The organism is Streptomyces sp. NPDC005962 (genome assembly GCF_040629205.1).
GTDB lineage: Bacteria > Actinomycetota > Actinomycetes > Streptomycetales > Streptomycetaceae > Streptomyces.
Map to the genome: position 1 here is coordinate 88781 of NZ_JBEXVE010000012.1, position 15252 is coordinate 104032.

General features: G+C 69.8%; 16 protein-coding genes and 1 pseudogene. 3 read left to right on the plus strand and 14 right to left on the minus strand.

Annotation, left to right across the window (positions count from 1 at the left end):
* Positions 1 to 36: 36 nt before the first annotated feature.
* Both ABZ370_RS21330 and ABZ370_RS21335 read right to left on the minus strand, forming a co-directional pair.
* Positions 37 to 837 carry a TIGR03084 family metal-binding protein gene (locus ABZ370_RS21330; protein ID WP_358623538.1) on the minus strand — a complete coding sequence of 267 codons (801 nt, stop codon included), beginning with the start codon at positions 835 to 837 and terminating at the stop codon, positions 37 to 39.
* A gap of 13 nt (positions 838 to 850) precedes the next feature.
* Positions 851 to 1348 (minus strand): flavin reductase family protein, encoded by a 498-nt coding sequence (locus ABZ370_RS21335; RefSeq protein ID WP_358623088.1) that lies wholly within the window; start codon positions 1346 to 1348, stop codon positions 851 to 853.
* A gap of 88 nt (positions 1349 to 1436) precedes the next feature.
* Between ABZ370_RS21335 and ABZ370_RS21340 the strand changes: the two genes are divergently transcribed.
* On the plus strand, positions 1437 to 1958 hold the full coding sequence (locus tag ABZ370_RS21340; protein WP_358623090.1) for a MarR family transcriptional regulator: 522 nt from the start codon (positions 1437 to 1439) through the stop codon (positions 1956 to 1958).
* Positions 1959 to 2071: 113 nt separating this feature from the next.
* Here the strand turns inward: ABZ370_RS21340 and tcuA are convergent, their stop codons facing one another.
* The 8 genes from tcuA to ABZ370_RS21380 all read right to left on the minus strand — a co-directional run bounded on the left by tcuA (position 2072) and on the right by ABZ370_RS21380 (position 10436).
* Positions 2072 to 3568, minus strand: coding sequence for an FAD-dependent tricarballylate dehydrogenase TcuA (gene tcuA / locus ABZ370_RS21345; RefSeq protein WP_358623093.1), 1497 nt, complete (start codon positions 3566 to 3568; stop codon positions 2072 to 2074).
* A gap of 103 nt (positions 3569 to 3671) precedes the next feature.
* Positions 3672 to 4607 carry a pyruvate carboxyltransferase gene (locus ABZ370_RS21350; protein ID WP_358623095.1) on the minus strand — a complete coding sequence of 312 codons (936 nt, stop codon included), beginning with the start codon at positions 4605 to 4607 and terminating at the stop codon, positions 3672 to 3674.
* A gap of 9 nt (positions 4608 to 4616) precedes the next feature.
* Positions 4617 to 6287 carry an AMP-binding protein gene (locus ABZ370_RS21355; RefSeq protein ID WP_358623098.1) on the minus strand — a complete coding sequence of 557 codons (1671 nt, stop codon included), beginning with the start codon at positions 6285 to 6287 and terminating at the stop codon, positions 4617 to 4619.
* Positions 6284 to 7312 carry an LLM class flavin-dependent oxidoreductase gene (locus ABZ370_RS21360; protein WP_358623101.1) on the minus strand — a complete coding sequence of 343 codons (1029 nt, stop codon included), beginning with the start codon at positions 7310 to 7312 and terminating at the stop codon, positions 6284 to 6286. Before ABZ370_RS21360 ends, ABZ370_RS21355 begins: the two co-directional genes overlap by 4 nt.
* Before the next feature lie 7 nt (positions 7313 to 7319).
* Entirely contained in the window at positions 7320 to 8354 is a 1035-nt protein-coding gene (locus ABZ370_RS21365) for an Ldh family oxidoreductase (protein WP_358623103.1), read from the minus strand.
* Positions 8355 to 8526: 172 nt separating this feature from the next.
* Positions 8527 to 8925, minus strand: a complete 399-nt coding sequence (locus ABZ370_RS21370) for a nuclear transport factor 2 family protein (RefSeq protein ID WP_358623106.1) — start codon at positions 8923 to 8925, stop codon at positions 8527 to 8529.
* A gap of 52 nt (positions 8926 to 8977) precedes the next feature.
* Entirely contained in the window at positions 8978 to 9826 is an 849-nt protein-coding gene (locus tag ABZ370_RS21375) for an alpha/beta hydrolase (RefSeq protein ID WP_358623109.1), read from the minus strand.
* Positions 9827 to 9962: 136 nt separating this feature from the next.
* Positions 9963 to 10436 (minus strand): helix-turn-helix domain-containing protein, encoded by a 474-nt coding sequence (locus tag ABZ370_RS21380; protein ID WP_358623112.1) that lies wholly within the window; start codon positions 10434 to 10436, stop codon positions 9963 to 9965.
* A 181-nt stretch (positions 10437 to 10617) separates the two neighbouring features.
* Between ABZ370_RS21380 and ABZ370_RS21385 the strand changes: the two are divergent.
* Positions 10618 to 10782, plus strand: a pseudogene (locus ABZ370_RS21385) (LLM class flavin-dependent oxidoreductase); the annotation flags it as partial.
* A gap of 54 nt (positions 10783 to 10836) precedes the next feature.
* Here the strand turns inward: ABZ370_RS21385 and ABZ370_RS21390 are convergent.
* Complete coding sequence (locus ABZ370_RS21390; protein ID WP_358623115.1) at positions 10837 to 11307, minus strand: GNAT family N-acetyltransferase; 471 nt, start codon at positions 11305 to 11307, stop codon at positions 10837 to 10839.
* 158 nt (positions 11308 to 11465) lie between these two features.
* Between ABZ370_RS21390 and ABZ370_RS21395 the strand changes: the two genes are divergently transcribed.
* The gene (locus tag ABZ370_RS21395) at positions 11466 to 13685 is read left to right on the plus strand and encodes a protein kinase (RefSeq protein WP_358623541.1); all 2220 of its coding nucleotides are present in this window, start codon (positions 11466 to 11468) and stop codon (positions 13683 to 13685) included.
* 4 nt (positions 13686 to 13689) lie between these two features.
* Here the strand turns inward: ABZ370_RS21395 and ABZ370_RS21400 are convergent, their stop codons facing one another.
* The 3 genes from ABZ370_RS21400 to ABZ370_RS21410 are packed head-to-tail and all read right to left on the minus strand — an operon-like array spanning position 13690 to position 15177.
* Positions 13690 to 14442: a class I SAM-dependent methyltransferase gene (locus tag ABZ370_RS21400; protein ID WP_358623118.1), complete on the minus strand. Its 753-nt coding sequence runs from the start codon at positions 14440 to 14442 to the stop codon at positions 13690 to 13692.
* Between the two features lie 49 nt (positions 14443 to 14491).
* Positions 14492 to 14905, minus strand: coding sequence for a PIN domain-containing protein (locus tag ABZ370_RS21405; RefSeq protein WP_358623120.1), 414 nt, complete (start codon positions 14903 to 14905; stop codon positions 14492 to 14494).
* Complete coding sequence (locus tag ABZ370_RS21410; RefSeq protein WP_358623123.1) at positions 14887 to 15177, minus strand: hypothetical protein; 291 nt, start codon at positions 15175 to 15177, stop codon at positions 14887 to 14889. Before ABZ370_RS21410 ends, ABZ370_RS21405 begins: the two co-directional genes overlap by 19 nt.
* Positions 15178 to 15252: the final 75 nt, after the last annotated feature.

Below are 15252 nucleotides of genomic sequence, written 5' to 3' on the forward strand. Positions count from 1 at the left end.
AGACGTCCGGGCCAGTGGCTGCCACCTCGAATATCGCTACTGCGTTATTTCGCCCGGCGGCCGCCCCGGCCCGGGCGGGCCCGCGAAGCATTGGGCGATGGCGAGCCACTGCTCGGCAACGTCACCTCGGCAGGTCAGAGACGTGTCGAGGCGATGCCTGCGTTGGGTGACCACCAGGGCGAAGTCGAGCGCGTCGCCCGTGATGGAGGCATGAGCGTCCTCCGGGCCGCGGGCCCACGGGCGGCCGCTGGGCAGGCGCAGTTCGACGCGCGGTGGTGACGACGGCACGGGCAGGCCGCGGTGGGTGAAGCTGAATCCGAAGGTGGCGAAACCGAGGTGGCAAACGTGCCGGAGCCGGTCCGTGGGCAGGCGGGCGACCTTCAGGGCTTCGGCGACGTCCTGGCCGTGGGCCCAGTATTCCATCAGGCGAGCCGTGGCCAGCGTCGCCGGGCGCATCGGCGGTCCGAACCAGGGAACCTCCTGGTCCCGGCGCGTGGACTGAAACGCCTTCAGCTGTGCCGCGAAGGCGTCGGCCCATTCCTGCCGTAGCCGCTCCGCCGAGAGGTCCCGGCGGGTCGTGATGTGGCTTTCGAGGAGTGCGGCCAGGCCCTCGTCCGTGGCAGGACGGGCACGCCGGAACGCACCGGGAGTGGCTATCGCCTGCTCTGCCGCAAGGTCGCAGCCGATCAGGTGCGACACGCCGGCTCTGATGTCCCAGCCGGCCGCCGGAGTCGGCCGCCGCAGGTCCGTCCCCGATGTGATGAGTGCCCGCAGCGATGCGAACTCCGCCGTGAGATCGTCGAGCAGTTCGCGGGGAACTCCGCCGTTCTTGTTGATGGCCCTACTCCTGTCAGGCGGATACGAGTTGGTTGTAGCGGCTCCGGAAGAACAGCAGGGGTGACGCCGTGCTGTCGGCGTCGAGGCCGTTGACGCGCCCGATGACGATGTAGTGGTCACCGGCATCGTGCACGGCTTCGACCCCGCAGCTGATCCAGGCGACCACGCCGTCGATGACCGGGTTTCCGTTCGGGTCGGGCCGCCATGCCACCTCGGCGAATTTGTCGCCTCCCGACACCGACAGCGCACCGCAGATCCGCTCCTGGTCGGTAGCGAGGACGTTCACGCAGAAGGTGCCGCGCTCGGCGATGACCGGGAACGTCGATGACGTCTTGCCGGGCAGGAATGCCACGAGCGGAGGGTCGAGTGAGACCGAGGTGAACGACGCGACGGTCATGCCCACCGGTCCGCCCTGCGCATCGCGCGACGTGATGGCGGTGATGCCGCTGGGGAAGTTCCCGAGGACGGACCGGAAGCGCGCACTGTCGGGGGCCGGGGGCCGAGCATCCATCGATGTAAGCATGCTTATAGAGTAGAAGCATGCTTAGTCGATTGCAAGCATGCTGATGTCCTGGCTCCGCAGGCCGTATGCTGCGCGGGTGACAAGCGATCTCCCCTACATCAACCCGTTCGACGACGGTCGTTCGCCGACCGGGGCCACCGCCGGCATGGACGAAGCGTCGTCGATGATCGATGCCGTTTTCCGGTTCGAGCGGGCGGTCACCAGGATCGGGAACACGCGACTGCGTCCGTGGAAGATGACGCTGTCCAGCTACACCGCCCTGCGCATCCTGGCCAATCAGCCCCATCTCAGCCTCGCTCAGCTGTCACGCCGCTGCTACGCGCGGCCGCAGACCATGACGCGGATCGTCACGCAACTGGAGAATCGCGGTTTCGTGGCCCGCGACGCGCATCCGGAGAGCGAACGGGCGCTCTCGCTCCGGGTCACCGAGGCGGGTCTGGCCGCCTTGGCCGAGATGAGCAACGAGGTGCTCAAGATCAGTGACACGTTGAACGCCACGCTCGGGCGGGATGACGTCGTCGCCGCTGATGGCCGCCTGCGGCAGGCCGCGGTGGTGGTGGAGAACGAACTCCGGGACATGGGCCGCCCCGAGGAATGAACACACGGCGCCCCTCGCGATGTCGCCTCGCGATGCCACCTCGCGATGTCGCCCGGCTGCCGCCTCGGCCCATGGGCGGGCGGGCAGCCGGGCAATCGTGGGCCGGACAGGGCCTAACCCGGGCGCGCAGCCGACTCGGCTTCGGTCACGGCGGTGTGTCCGGCCGCGCGGCCGAACACCGCGGCACGCATGAGGGCGGCGCCACCGGGATAGTCGCCGTAGAACAGACCGCCGATGGCCTCGCCGGCCGCGTAGAGACCGGGCACGGGCGCCCCGTCCGCCCCGAGCGCTCGTCCGTCCGGGTCGATCCGGATGCCGCCGAAGGTGAAAGTGAGCCCCGCCACGGCGTGATAGGCGACGTACGGTGGCCGGTCGAGCGGTGCGGCCCAGCGGGACTTGGGCGGGGTGATGCCGACCGTGCCGCGATCCTCACTGATGCCGTCACCGGGCGGGCAGGCGTCGTTGAACGTCCGAAGCGTGTGTGCCAGCCGGTCGGCGGGCACCCCGATCCGCTCGGCGAGCTCAGGCACCGTGTCCGCGACGATGGGCACCGCCGCGCCGGCGAACTCATCGGCCACCCGGGCCGCGGTGCGCTGGTCGAAGATCTCGAACGCCTCGCACCCGGGCTGCGGCATGATCGCCTTGCCCATCTTCGAGTAGTTCTTCACCCATGGGCCGGGGCCCTCGTCGACGAACCGCTCGCCGTCGCGGTTGACGAGCACGCCGAGCCAGAAGCCGTGCAGCGGGAACGGCGGCGAGGCCGCACTGCTCCCCGGTGAGGGCATGGCCGGGTCGACCGCGGCCGAATGGCAGCTCGACCAGGTGCCGGCCTTGTCCGCCCCGGCGTCAAGCGCGGCCTGGATTCCGTCGCCCGTGGCCAGGCGGGTGCCGCGCAGGCGCACCGTTTCCCACTCCAGCCCCAGATACTCGCGGCGCAGTTCACGGCTGGCCTGGAAGCCGCCGGTGGCGACCACTACGGCGTCGGCGGGTACGGTCCGGCCGCCGTCGCCGACCGTGACGCCCGTGACCCGGCCGTCGCTGTGCTCCACCTCCACCAGCGGGGTGGACCAGCGGATCTCGACGCCGATGCGCTCGGCGTGCGCGAGCAGCGGCCGGATCACCTCGAACCCGCGTGACATTCCCTCGCCGACGCATGTGAGGACCTGCCCGGGTGGGATGTGCAGGACACCGCCGCGGACATCGGCCCCCAGAGTGCGGTTGAACGTGAAGCGGACGCCTCTCGCCGCCAGCCAGCGGACGGTGTCCAACGACCGTTCGGCGAGCGCGTCGATCAGATGTGGCTCGGCTCGGCCGCCGCTCATCGCCATCAGTTCGGCCGCGTAGGCCTGGCGGGTGTACGGCGGCGCCTCGATGCGGTCGGCCTTCATACCGGGCTCGAAGTCCTGCGTGATCGACGTCAGATCGTCCGGCCCGTCATAGCGGAACAGGAACAACCCGCCGGAAAAGGCGGCGTTGCCACCGACGTCCTCGCGGGCGCCCTTTTCCAGCAGTACGACGCGGGCGCCGGCCTCGCGGGCGGAAATCGCCGCGGAGAGCCCGGTCAGACCGGCGCCGGCCACGACGATCGTGGGCGTAGGGGCTTTCGTCACTGGTCCTCCTTGAACCGACGGGGCCTTCTCGGCCCATGGCGTTGGACCGGTATGCGCCGGCCGGGGTGGCTGTTGTGCGCAGAGCGTGCGTTCACGGCCGCCGTCACCAGGTGAAGGCGAGCGGTGTGCCGGGCCGGCCGGTGTTCGGTACGTGGCCGGTGCGCCGGACGAACCCCTTGCCGGGCACGCCGATCTCGCTGGTGAGCCAGTTCGCCGTCGCGATGAGGCGGGGCAGGTCGATACCGGTGTCCACACCACAGCGTTCGAGCAGTTGCACGGCGTCCTCGGTGCACAGCCCCCCGCCCTGAGTGCCGGACACCGCCGGGTGGCCGCCGCTGCCGGCGAGGGAGGTGTCGATGCCGCGGATTCCGAGTTCGAGGATGGGGAGCAGGGCGGCGAGGCCCATGCCGCGGTCGTCGTGGATCTGAACGGTCAGGTTCCCGGGCGGTACGTGCGTGAGCGCGGCGGTGAGGAGTTCGCGGATCTGGGGCGGTGCCGCGTAGCCGGAGGAATCCGCGAGGATCCAGTGGTCCACCCCTACGTCGAGGAGCCGCCGGGCCAGCGGCTGGAGATCTTCGCCGGTGCGTGCGGGGCCGGTTGGCCCGCCCCAGGCGAAGATGACGTAGGACCCGAGCATGATGTTCCGGTCCGCGGCGTACGCGGCCATGCGTTCCAGTTCGCGCAACGAGTCCGCCGTGGAACGCCCGATGTTGGCGCGGGCGAACTCTTCGTCGGCGGAGAGCAGGAAGTACGCCGTGTCGGCGCCCGCGTCGATCGCGCGGGCGAGCCCGCGCGTATTGCCGACACAAGCGCCGAGGCTGAGTCCGGGCACCCGCGGCACGCGGGCGAACACCTCCGCGGCGTCGGCGAGACCTGGTACGAGATCGGGTCGGACGAAGGAGGACAGCTCGAACGCGCGGACACCGGCGTCGATCAGGCGTCGCACGAGTTCGATCTTGATGTCGGTCGGGACCGCGTGGTCCTGGAAGGTCAACCGGGGCGCGATCTCGCGGACGCGCACTCCGTCGGGCAGGGACATGGTGGTTCCTCAGGCGTGGCGGGTGGCTGTGAGCCCGGCGGCGAGCGCGTCCCAGGCTTCGGCGCGGCCCTGGTCCCGCAGCTGGTGTTTGCGGACCTTGCCGTTCGGGGTGACGGGAAGTTCGTCCACGACGCGGTAGTAGCGGGGGACCATGAAGTGCGGCATCGACCGGTCGCAGTGGGCGAACAGCCCGGTGAAATCCAGTTCGTGGCCGGGTTCGAGCTGCACGATGGCGAGGACCTCGTCCTCGCCCAGCTCCGACGGTGTGCCGATGGCGGCAGCGGCCACGATGCCGGGATGGGCGAGCAGGACCGATTCGACCTCGTGGGAGGAGATGTTCTCGCCGCGGCGGCGCAATGCGTCCTTCTTGCGGTCGATGAAGTAGAAGTAGCCGTCTTCGTCGGTGTAGCCCAGGTCGCCGGTGTGCCACCAGAGATCCTTCACGGTGGCGAGCGTCGCTTCGGGGTCGCCGTGGTAGCCGGAGAACATGATGTCCGGCAGGCGGGGCCGGTACACGATCTCCCCGGCTTGACCGGGCGCGGCGCGGCGCCCGGACTCGTCGTGGATCTCCAGGACGGACGAGGCGGTGGGCAGGCCCAGCGAGCCGACCTTCCGGGCACCGAGAGGGTTGTAGAGAACGTTCTTGATCTCGGTGAGTCCGTACCCCTCGACGACGTGTACGCCGAAACGTTCCTCGAACGGACGGAGCACTTGGGGCGGGGCGGGTGCGGCGAACGCCTTCCTCGCCCGGTGGTCGCGGTCGCGGTCGGACGGGGGCTGCGCCAGGAGCATCGGCAGGACGGAGCCGAGGGCGTTGAACTGGGTGACCCGGTGGGTGCGCAGCTCGTCCCAGAATCTGCTGGCGCTGAACCGGCGCCCGAGGACCACGGTCGCTCCCGCGTAGAAGGCGTGCAGGGATATGTTGATCTGCGCGGCGCCGTGGAACAGCGGCAGACAGGTGTAGAGCCGCTCATCGGCGGTCGTGGCCATCTGCGCCGCGCATTCGCGTGCGGCGGCCAGCGGCATCAGATGCGGGTACACAACCCCCTTGCTCCGCCCGGTGGTTCCGGAGGTGAGCATGATCGCGACCGGGTCCTGCGGCGCGACGCGGGGGAGTTCCACCGCCGGGTCGCCGGCCGCGAGCAGGTCGTTCCAGGTCTGTACCGTCACCCCGGGTGGAGTCCGGCAGGGGACACCTCCCAGCGGTAGCCGGGGGAGCGGGCCGCCGTCGAGCAGCACGATGGTCTTGAGGGCCGGAGGTATCTCGTGCAGGTCGGCGACGAGTTCCAGCAGGGCCGCGTCGGTGACCAGCACCCGCACGCCGGTGCTGCGGAGCGCGTGGTCGAGGAAGGAACCCTTGTAGGCGACGTTGACCGGGACTTCGACGGCGCCGGCGCGGGCCGCTCCCAGCCAGGCGAGCAGATATTCGGGCCGGTTGGGGAGGAAGATCCCCACCGAGTTGCCCGGGGTGACGCCTGCCGCCAGGAGACCGCGTGCCACGTCGGTGACTGTCGCGTCGAGCGTGCCGTAGGTCAGTTCGGTGTCGTCGAAGACGAGCGCGGGCTTGTCGGGATGTTCCGCGGCGCGGGCGGTGATGAGGCCGCCGACGGTGCCGTCGGCGAGATCGGAGAAGTCCTCCGGGCCCGGGGCGCCATTGCCCCGGGCGGTGGTCGACGTCATGCCAGCTCCTTCTTCGCCCGGGTCAGGAAGGTCTCCAGCGACGGGTCCCAGGCCGCTTCCGCGCCGGTCGTCACGAGGAACGTGTCGATTCCGAGCTCGCGGTACCTGCCCAGGGTGTCCAGGACGCGCTCCTCGGTGCCGACGAGCGCCTGGGAGTTGGCGAAGCCGCCCAGGAGCTTGGTCAGCCCGGTCCAGAAGCAGTCGTCGTGCAACTCGTGGTCGGTGAGCGCGAGAGCCCGTTGCCGTCCGATGGAGGTGTCGGTCGACGACGAGCGCAGGAAGGCCGTGGAGCCGGCGGCCTCGGCGATCTGCCGCTCGACGGCACGGGCCCGGGCCCAGGCGTCGTCGTCGGTATCACCGATGAACAGGCGCAGACTCAGCGAGAACCGCATGGCGCGGCCGTAGCCTTCGGCGGCCGCGGTGACCCGGTCGATGCGCTCCTTCGTACCCGCGAACGGTTCCCCCCACAGCATGTACAGGTCCGCGTGCCGGGCGCCGAAGTCCACGGCGTCGGCGCTCTCCCCGCCCATGAAGATCGGCACCTGACCCTGCACCGGCTTGGTGCGCAGCTTCACCGCTTCGGCCGTGTAGTACTCGCCGTGGTGGTCGAAGGGAGCGGCTTCGGTCCAGGCGCGGCGGACGATGTCGAGGTACTCGACCGCCCGCCGGTAGCGATCGGCCTTGGGCAGGTCGTCCGACTCGCGGCGCAGATCCTTGTCGGACCCGCCCACGACCACATTGACGGCGAGCCTCCCGCGGGCCAGCACGTCGAGGGTGGCGAAGTAGCGCGCGGCGGCCACCGGCGCCATCACGCCGGGACGGTGCGCGACGATCGGTGAGAACTTCTCCGATGCCGCCAGCGCGAACGGTGCGGTGGCGTGGTTGTGCGGCCAGGTGGAGGAGTACCCGACGAGGACCCGGTCGATGGCCTTCGAGCGGTCCAGTTCCTGGACTCTGGAGATCATTCGGTCGGGGTCGGTCTCGTCGGCCTGAAGGGGTTGCAGCCCAGTGAAGAAGGCGACCATGGCGTTCTCAGCTTTCTGCGTGGGATGGTCCGTTGGAGGACGGTGATTGACGGGCGGGCCAGGCTTCCTCGCGCAGGGCTGCGACCACCGCTTCGGGTACGTCGACGGTGCCGCGCCGGAGCGTCTCTTCGCGACGGGTCACCGAGCGGTCGAACGGCACCCGGACCGGGCTGCCGCCCTCGACGGGACGGGTGGCGCGGACCGATTCCGCGAAGGCCGTGATCCGCTGTCGGTAGTCGTCCGGGTCGGTGAGCACGCCGGGATCGAACAGCACGGCGAAGAAGCCGCAGTCCGAAACCCCCGGCGGGTCGGCGGCCGCGCCGGTCATCATGCCGAGCAGCTGGACGACCAGAGCGAGCCCGGAGCCCTTGTGCCCGCCCCACACGCCGAACGCGCCCTCGAGCGCGGCGGCCGGGTCGAGCGTCGGGACCCCGGCGGCGTCGTAGGCCTGGCCGGGGGGCAGCTTCTCCCCGAGCCGCGCCTTCAGCGTCACCTCCCCGTACATCACGGCTGAGGTGCCGATGTCCCAGATGACGGGAGTCGGCTTGGCCGGAAAGCCGAAGGCGATCGGGTTGGTGCCGAACCGGGATTCGGTGCCACCGTGCGGTGCCACCACCGCCGGTCCGCTGCCCGCGATCATCCCGGCGAGCCCGGCCGCCGCGGCCTTCTCCAGGTAGTACGAGAACATCCCGGTGTACCAGGTGTTGCGTGCGCCGACGACCGCGATGCCCTGAGCGCGGGCCTTCGTCACGGCCAGCTGAAGCGCATGCATGCCGACGAGGTAGCCCACCTGGTCGCCGCCGTCCACGGTGGCGGACACCGGCGTCTCGGCGACGACCCGGATCGGCTCCGGCGGCGCCTCGGCTGTGCGAACGCGTTCCGCGACGGACAGCGCCCGGGCAAGCCCGCCGAAGGACAGCCCACGCAGTTCGCAGTCGAGCAAATGGTCGGCGATCGTGTCGGCGGCTCCGGCGGAATGCCCGCACGCGGTCATCGCGGCCGTGACGAGCGCGCGGGCGTCGGGCAGGGAGAGAGTCGTCATGAGCCGACCTCCACGGTGAGGAAACCTGGAATCCACCACTCCGTAAGCATGCTGAGACGGTATAAGCGTGCGTAGGCGAATGCAAGCATGCTGATGGTGTTGGTTCAGGCGGCTCGGCCCGGTCGGGTGCGACGTCCCGGGGCCTGGCGCGCGGCAGGCCCCGGGGGTGAGGTCACATCACGGCGTCGGTCTGAAGCGGGCCCGCGGTGATGCGGAGTGTCCGGACCCGGGCCGGCTCCTCCCGGTCGAGGGAGAAGATGTGCATGAACGGGGCGCGCACCACCTGGTCCGGTTCGCTCTTCTTGGCCATGGTCGCCTCGCCGCGCAGCAGGAGGACGCCGTCACCCGTGGTCCAGCACTCCACGACCTCATGGGTGATGATCAGCGGCGCGTCGATCTTGACGAAGAACGCCTTGATGGCCTCGACGCCGTGGATGTGCGCGGTGCCGAAGAACATGTCGGTGTCCTCGGTCAGCGGTGCGAAGCCCTCGTCGAAATCCAGGGTGTCGATGGCGTCCATGAACTTCAGGATCCAGTCGGGCGCGGCCGTCGCATGTGCGGTGCCTGTCATGCCTTTTATGCCTTTCATCTCTGTCATGTCTGTCATGGCGATGGGCCCCCGGTCAGGCCGCGGCGGGCAGGTCGGCGAGGAAGGCGTCGATCTCGGTGTTGACGTCTTCGGGGTTCTCGCGGGCGGCGAGGTGGGCGGTGTGCTGAAGCACCCGGAAGGTGCTGCCCTCGACGGCGTCTGCCATCTTCCGCACCACATGAACGGGGAACTGGCTGTCCTCCTCACCGGCGATGATCAGGACGGGCACGTCCTTGATGGTGTTCAGCCGGCGGTGCTCGTCCTTGCGGCCGATGAGGATGCTGCGCAGCGCCCACGCGACCGACTTCGGGTCGTCTCGCAGGACGAACTTGGTGAACTCGACGAACTCCGGGTTGGTGGCCTCGGCGGTGGGTCCGGCGAACGCGCCGCGTGCGGCCTTGGCGGCCAGCGGCGGCATCTTCGCGTGCAGTGAGAGGAATGTGGACAGCGCGGTGGCCCAGATGCTCTCGAACATCGTGGGCAGTGAGGCGGTGGAGTTGATGCCGACCGCCGCCGCGGTCCGCTGCGGGTAGTAGGCCGGGAAGACTCCGGCGAGCATCCCGCCCCAGCTGTTGCCCACCAGGACGCACTTGTCGATGTCGAGCGCGTCGAGGATCTCGACGAGTGCGTCGGAGCAGTCCTTGAGGTCGATGATCTTGCGCAGCGCGTCGGACTTGCCGTGTCCGGGGCTGTCGATCAGCACGATGCGGTGGGTCGGGGCGAAGTGCTCGTACTGGTACTGCCACATGGTGCCGTCCATCATCAGGCTGGGCCAGAACACCATGGCGGGGCCGTCGGAGCGGCCGCCGATGCGCACATTGATCAGGCCCAGTGAGGTGGGAATCAGCTTCTCGGTGGTCCCTTCGAGCCAGAGCGTGGCCATGATCAGTCCTTTCCGTGAACAGGGGGACGTTCAAGCGATGCACTAGTAGCGTAACGCAACTAGTTGCAGAACACTACTAAGGACTTGGCCGTGCCCGGCCGAGGTGGTCGGCGGGGCCCCGGAGCGGAGCCGCCCCCTACCCCTGATCGGCGCCGCTCTCCTTGGTGGATACCGGTCGCAGGGTCGACGCCTCGACCGGCTGATGGCAGCTGCTGCACGCGAGGTACGGATTGGTCGCGTTCCCGCATGTCGTGTGCATGAGCAGGTGGTGTGTGGTGTCGCCGTCCGTCGCCTGGGTCTCGGCCCAGCGCGTAATGGTCGCGATGGCGGGGACGACGAGTTCGCGGGCGGTGTCGGTGAGTTCGTATTCGTACCAGGGCTTGTCCGAGCGGTAGGCGCGCTTGGTGAGGAGGCCCAGTTCGGTCAGGCTGTTGAGTCGCGTGGTGAGGATGTTCGCCGAGATGCCCAGGGTTCGCTTGAGCTCACCGAACCGGCCGACGCCGAAAAACACCTCCCGCAGGATCTGGTAGTTCCAGCGCTCGGAGATCGCGGCCAGGAACTCCTGCCCGTGCTGGAAGCTGACGTGACTCTTGTGGTCGTGGTCGGACACGACTTCTCCTCCCCGGTGATCCCGGTGGTAGTTTTGAATCGAAAGTAGTTCTGAGATGTTACTAGTGTCGTAGGGTGTGGGGGCCATTTGGCCAGGCCGGGGAGCGGGGGAGATCTTTCCGGGGGTGCCGGGTTCGTTTACGCTGTCGCTCGCCTGCCCGGACGAGGCGCGCCGTCTCCTCGGCACGGAGGACGAGGTGGCCGCCGCCTTGGACGAGCTGATCGGGCGCAGCGGCGCGGACGAGGTGCTGGTGACGACGAGTACGTACGACCGCGACGCCCTGCTCGACTCGTACCGGAGGCTGGCCCGGGTCGCGGGCCTGGTGGGGAGTGCGGTGTCCGCCTAGGGCGCGGCGGTCCTGACCGCGACCCCGGCATCGAGGTGGCTCCCCACCGTTCCGTTACAGGTGGCGGGAGAAGACGACGCGGTCCTGTCCCGGGCCGTCGTAGTCGGCCAGCGGTTCCGAGCAGTTGAAGCCCATGGCGGTGTGAAAGGCGATGGAGCGGGTGTTCTGCGGCGAGGTGATTGCCTTGACGACCGTACGGCCATCCTGGCGTGCGCCGGCGAAGAACTGTTCGTACAGCGACCTGGCGAGCCCGGTGCGCCGCATACCCGGGGCGACTCCGGTGAAGTGGATGTACGCCTCGCCCGGGCGCGACGGGGACAGGAAGCCGATGACAAAGCCCGCGAGCTCGCCGTTCTCGCCTTCGGCGATCAGGCTGGTGTCGTAGAAATGGTTCAGGTGGAGCCGGTTGAGCAGGCCTGTCACCGGCTTTCCCCACCAGGTATCGACCACCGCGACGATCGCGTCATAGTCCTCGGGGCGTGCTATGCGAGTCGTGACGCTGCCCGATGTGGGTGAAGGGGTCATGGCCACAGCCTTACATCCGCGCTCGCGTTGACAGCGTGGCACTGGGGAGATCTTTCCGGGGGTGCCGGGTTCGTTTACGCTGTCGCTCGCCTGCCCGAGCAAGGGGCGGCAGTTCAACGGGGGTGAGAGTCGGCGTGTTCCGACAACTTGGCTGGCCGATGGCTCCGCCGCCACCGGGCCCACTGGGCCCCGCGGACCCCGCCGGGGTCGGTCCGTACCGGCTGGAGGGGGTTCTCGGCGCGGGCGGGATGGGCCGCGTCTATCTGGGCCGTACGCCCGCCGGAAGCGCGGTGGCGGTCAAGGTGGTGCACCGCGAGTACGCGGGCGACGCGACGTTCCGCAAGCGCTTCGAGCAGGAAGTGGCGGCGGCCCGGCGGGTGCAGGGCCTCTACACGGTGCCGGTGGTCGACGCGGATCTCCGCGCCGGTGAGCCGTGGCTGGCCACGGCCTACGTTCCCGGGCCCTCCCTGCAGCAGGCGGTGGCCGATGGGGAGCCGTTGCCGGTGGACGCGGTGGTGGGGCTGGTCGCCAGGGTGGCCGAAGCGCTGCAGTCCATCCACGCGGCCGGGGTGATCCACCGCGATCTGAAGCCGTCCAACATCATTCTCACCGGTGACGGACCCAAGGTCATCGACTTCGGCATCGCACGGGCCGCGGACGTCACGTCCGTGACCGCCACCGGGATGCGTACCGGTACGCCCGCCTATATGGCGCCCGAATACATCAGGGGGCAGAGCGTCACCGAAGCCGGTGATGTGTTCGCCCTCGGCGGCGTCGCCCACTTCGCCGCCACCGGACGGCTTCCCTTCGGCGGCGGCGCCGACCACGCCGTCATCTACCGCGTCCTGGAACAGGCGCCGGACCTGGACGGCTGCCCCGGGTCCGTCCGGGCCATCGCCGCCCGCTGCCTGGAGAAGGACCCGGAGCGGCGGCCGACTCCGACCGAGGTCATCGAGCTGTGCCGTGGGGTGTCGGCGGAGGGAATCGCCGACGCCCATACGCGTACCGCCGTGTCGCTGTCAGGGGCCGAGCCCGTGACACCTCACGCGCCCAGTGCCCCGGGCGCGCCCAACGCCCCCGGCTCGCCCGACGCCGACACCCGCACCGCCGCGTCCCCGCCGGGCTCCGAGCCGTCCGTCGTACCCGGCCCGCCCACGGCGCTGGGCGCGCCCGGCGACGCAACACCGGCGGCGCCTGCTCCGGCCACGCACGACCCCGCCCCGGGCGACCCCGCCCCGGGCGACCCCGCCCCGGGCGACCCTGCCCCTGGCGACCTTGCCCCGGGCACCGCTCCCAGCGGTCTGCCCGTACTGCTCGGCGGGTTCGGGGTCATCGTCCTCGCCATCGTCCTGATTTTCGTCCTCCTTTCCCCGGACGACTACGAACCTCCCGCCCCTCCCTACCCCTTGTCCGAGCCCGTGGCCTCCATCGGCCCCACCGGGAAGTCCAGGGTGGCCAGGGGCATGGCGTTCAGCCCGGACGGCAAGACGCTCGCCACCGGCAACGACGAGGGCAAGGTGCGGCTGTGGGATGTCGCCCGCCGCAAACCGAGGGCCGCCACCTTCACCCAACGCGACGGCGCCGGCAATGACGGGTTCGCGATCCGCGACGTGGCGCTCAGCCCCAACGGCAAGGTCCTCGTCGCCACCAATATGTCCGGCTGGGTGACCCTGTGGGACGTCGCCGAGCACCGGCAGATCCGCTTCCTCTACGGCGGCGGCCAGAGCGTGGCCTTCAGCCCGGACGGCAAGCTGTTCGCCACTGGCGATGAGGGCGACGCGGTATCCCTGTGGGACACGGGCGGCCGCGGGGACGAGCAAGTCGCTTACTTCAACCCCGGCACGACCGTCAAAGATGTGGCCTTCAGCCCGGACGGCCGGACGTTGGCCTCCGCGGGTGACGACTCCGACAGCAATCTCACCCCGAACCACGCGGCGCTGCTGTGGGACGTGGCGGGCCGTGACCCGGAGCCGTACGGTCAGGGCGATCCACGCGCCACCCTCTCCCAGCCCCAAGGGGTCCTGAGCGTGGCGTTCAGCCCGGACGGCAAGACCCTTGCCACCGGCAGCTACGACGGCAAGGTGCGGCTGTGGGATGTGGCCACCGGCCGCCAACGAGCCACCCTCAGCCACTATCTCGTCGCATCGGAGGTGGCGCACCTGGCGTTCAGCCCGGACGGCAAGACGCTCGCCACTCCCACCGACTCCGGACTGTTGCTGTGGAACGTGGCGAGCCGCAAACCGCGCGCCATCCTGTCGACCGGCGCGCGGGGGGAAGGTCACACGATCCAGGACGTGGCGTTCAGCCCGGACGGGCGGCTCGTCGCGGGCAACGACAGCAAGGCCCGCACGGTACGGCTGTGGAAGACCCCCAAGTGACGGCTCACTCGCCAGCCACCTTCTCCCACACCGACACATGCCGGGGGCTGTCGTTCGTGAACGGCTCCCGGGCCCACCCCTCCCACCGGTCGCGCAGCCGCATCCCGGCGAGCCGGGCCATCAGGTCCAGCTCCGCGGGCCATACGTAGCGGAAGGGGATGGGCATGTAGGTGGCCCGGCCGTCCTCTTCGAGCTTCAGGTGGTGCGAACTCATCGTCTGGGTGGCGACGTCGTACGTGTCGAACCCCCAGCGCGTGGCGCTCACGTGGAACGGCACGACGTGCTGCCCCGGCGGCAGCTTCCGCAGCTCCGGGATCGTCACCTCGACGACGAAACGGCCACCGGGGGCGAGGTGGGCCGCGACATTGCGGAAGCACGCCACCTGCGCGTCCTGCGTCGTCAGATTCATGATCGTGTTGAAGACGAGGTAGGCGAGGGAGAATGTGCCGTCGGCCCGGGCGGTGGCGAAGTCGCCGATCGTCACCCCGATCGCGTCCCCGCCCGGCTTGTCGCGCAGCCGGGCCGCCATTGCCCGTGACAGCTCGATCCCGTGGACCGGTACGCCGCGCGCCGCCAGCGGCAGCGCGATGCGCCCCGTTCCGACGCCCAGCTCCAGCGCCCGCCCGTCCCCGGCGAGCCCCGCGAGCAGCTCGACCGCCGGGTCCACGGCGCCGGGCTCGAACATCTCCGCCGCCGATGCGTCGTATGTCGCCGCGACGCGCTCTCCGAAGTAGCCGTCCCTCTCGTCATCGCCCATGACGGGGACCGTACTGCGGCCGCCTGCTTGATCGCCCTCTATTTTTCTGTCAGACGGCGACGAGGGTGACCCTGCCTCCGCACAGCTTTTCCATGTCGTCCGTGTCCGAGGTCAGCATGACCACAGGACCGGGCTGGTGCAGCGCCGTGACCGCCACCATCGCGTCGATGGCGTACTTGTGGCCGTGCAGCCCGGTCTCCTGGAGCAGGAGCGCGGCTTCCTTGGACCAGTCCACGCTGAGGGGTTCCACGCGCAGTTGGGAGAGCACGTAGTTCCAGCGCGTGCGTTTGATGCCGTCGTGTTGGGCCTCGATGAGGGTGGCTCCGCTGACCACCCGGTCGGCACCGCGGTCGAGCGCGGATCGCACGACGTTCATCACGGCCCGGTCCTGCTCCAGGTAAAGCGACAGCCCTTGGCTGTCCAGGATCAGGCAGCCGCCTCCGGTCAGACGGCCTCGTGCCACCGGGACTCCCGACGCTCGGCCGCGGACCAGATGTCGGCGGCTGACTGGCGCTCCGCGCCGGTGAACGGGCCGTGCTCATCCTCGAAGTCAGCGACGTATTCGCGGGTGGCCTGGTTACGCAGATGCTCTTCGACGGCCATGGCGACGAGAGCCGAGACCCCGCGGTTGCCCGCGTAATCGCGCAGCGCCCGCACGGTTCCCTCGGGGAGGGACACGCTGATCGCTTTGGCCGGACCCTCGCCGAGTCCTGGCTCTGCCTCTTCTTGTGTCACGTACCTAGTTTAGCAATCCGCTTAATAATGCGGACGGTGACGGCGCTGGTTGTTCCCCACCCCGCCCCTTCCCGA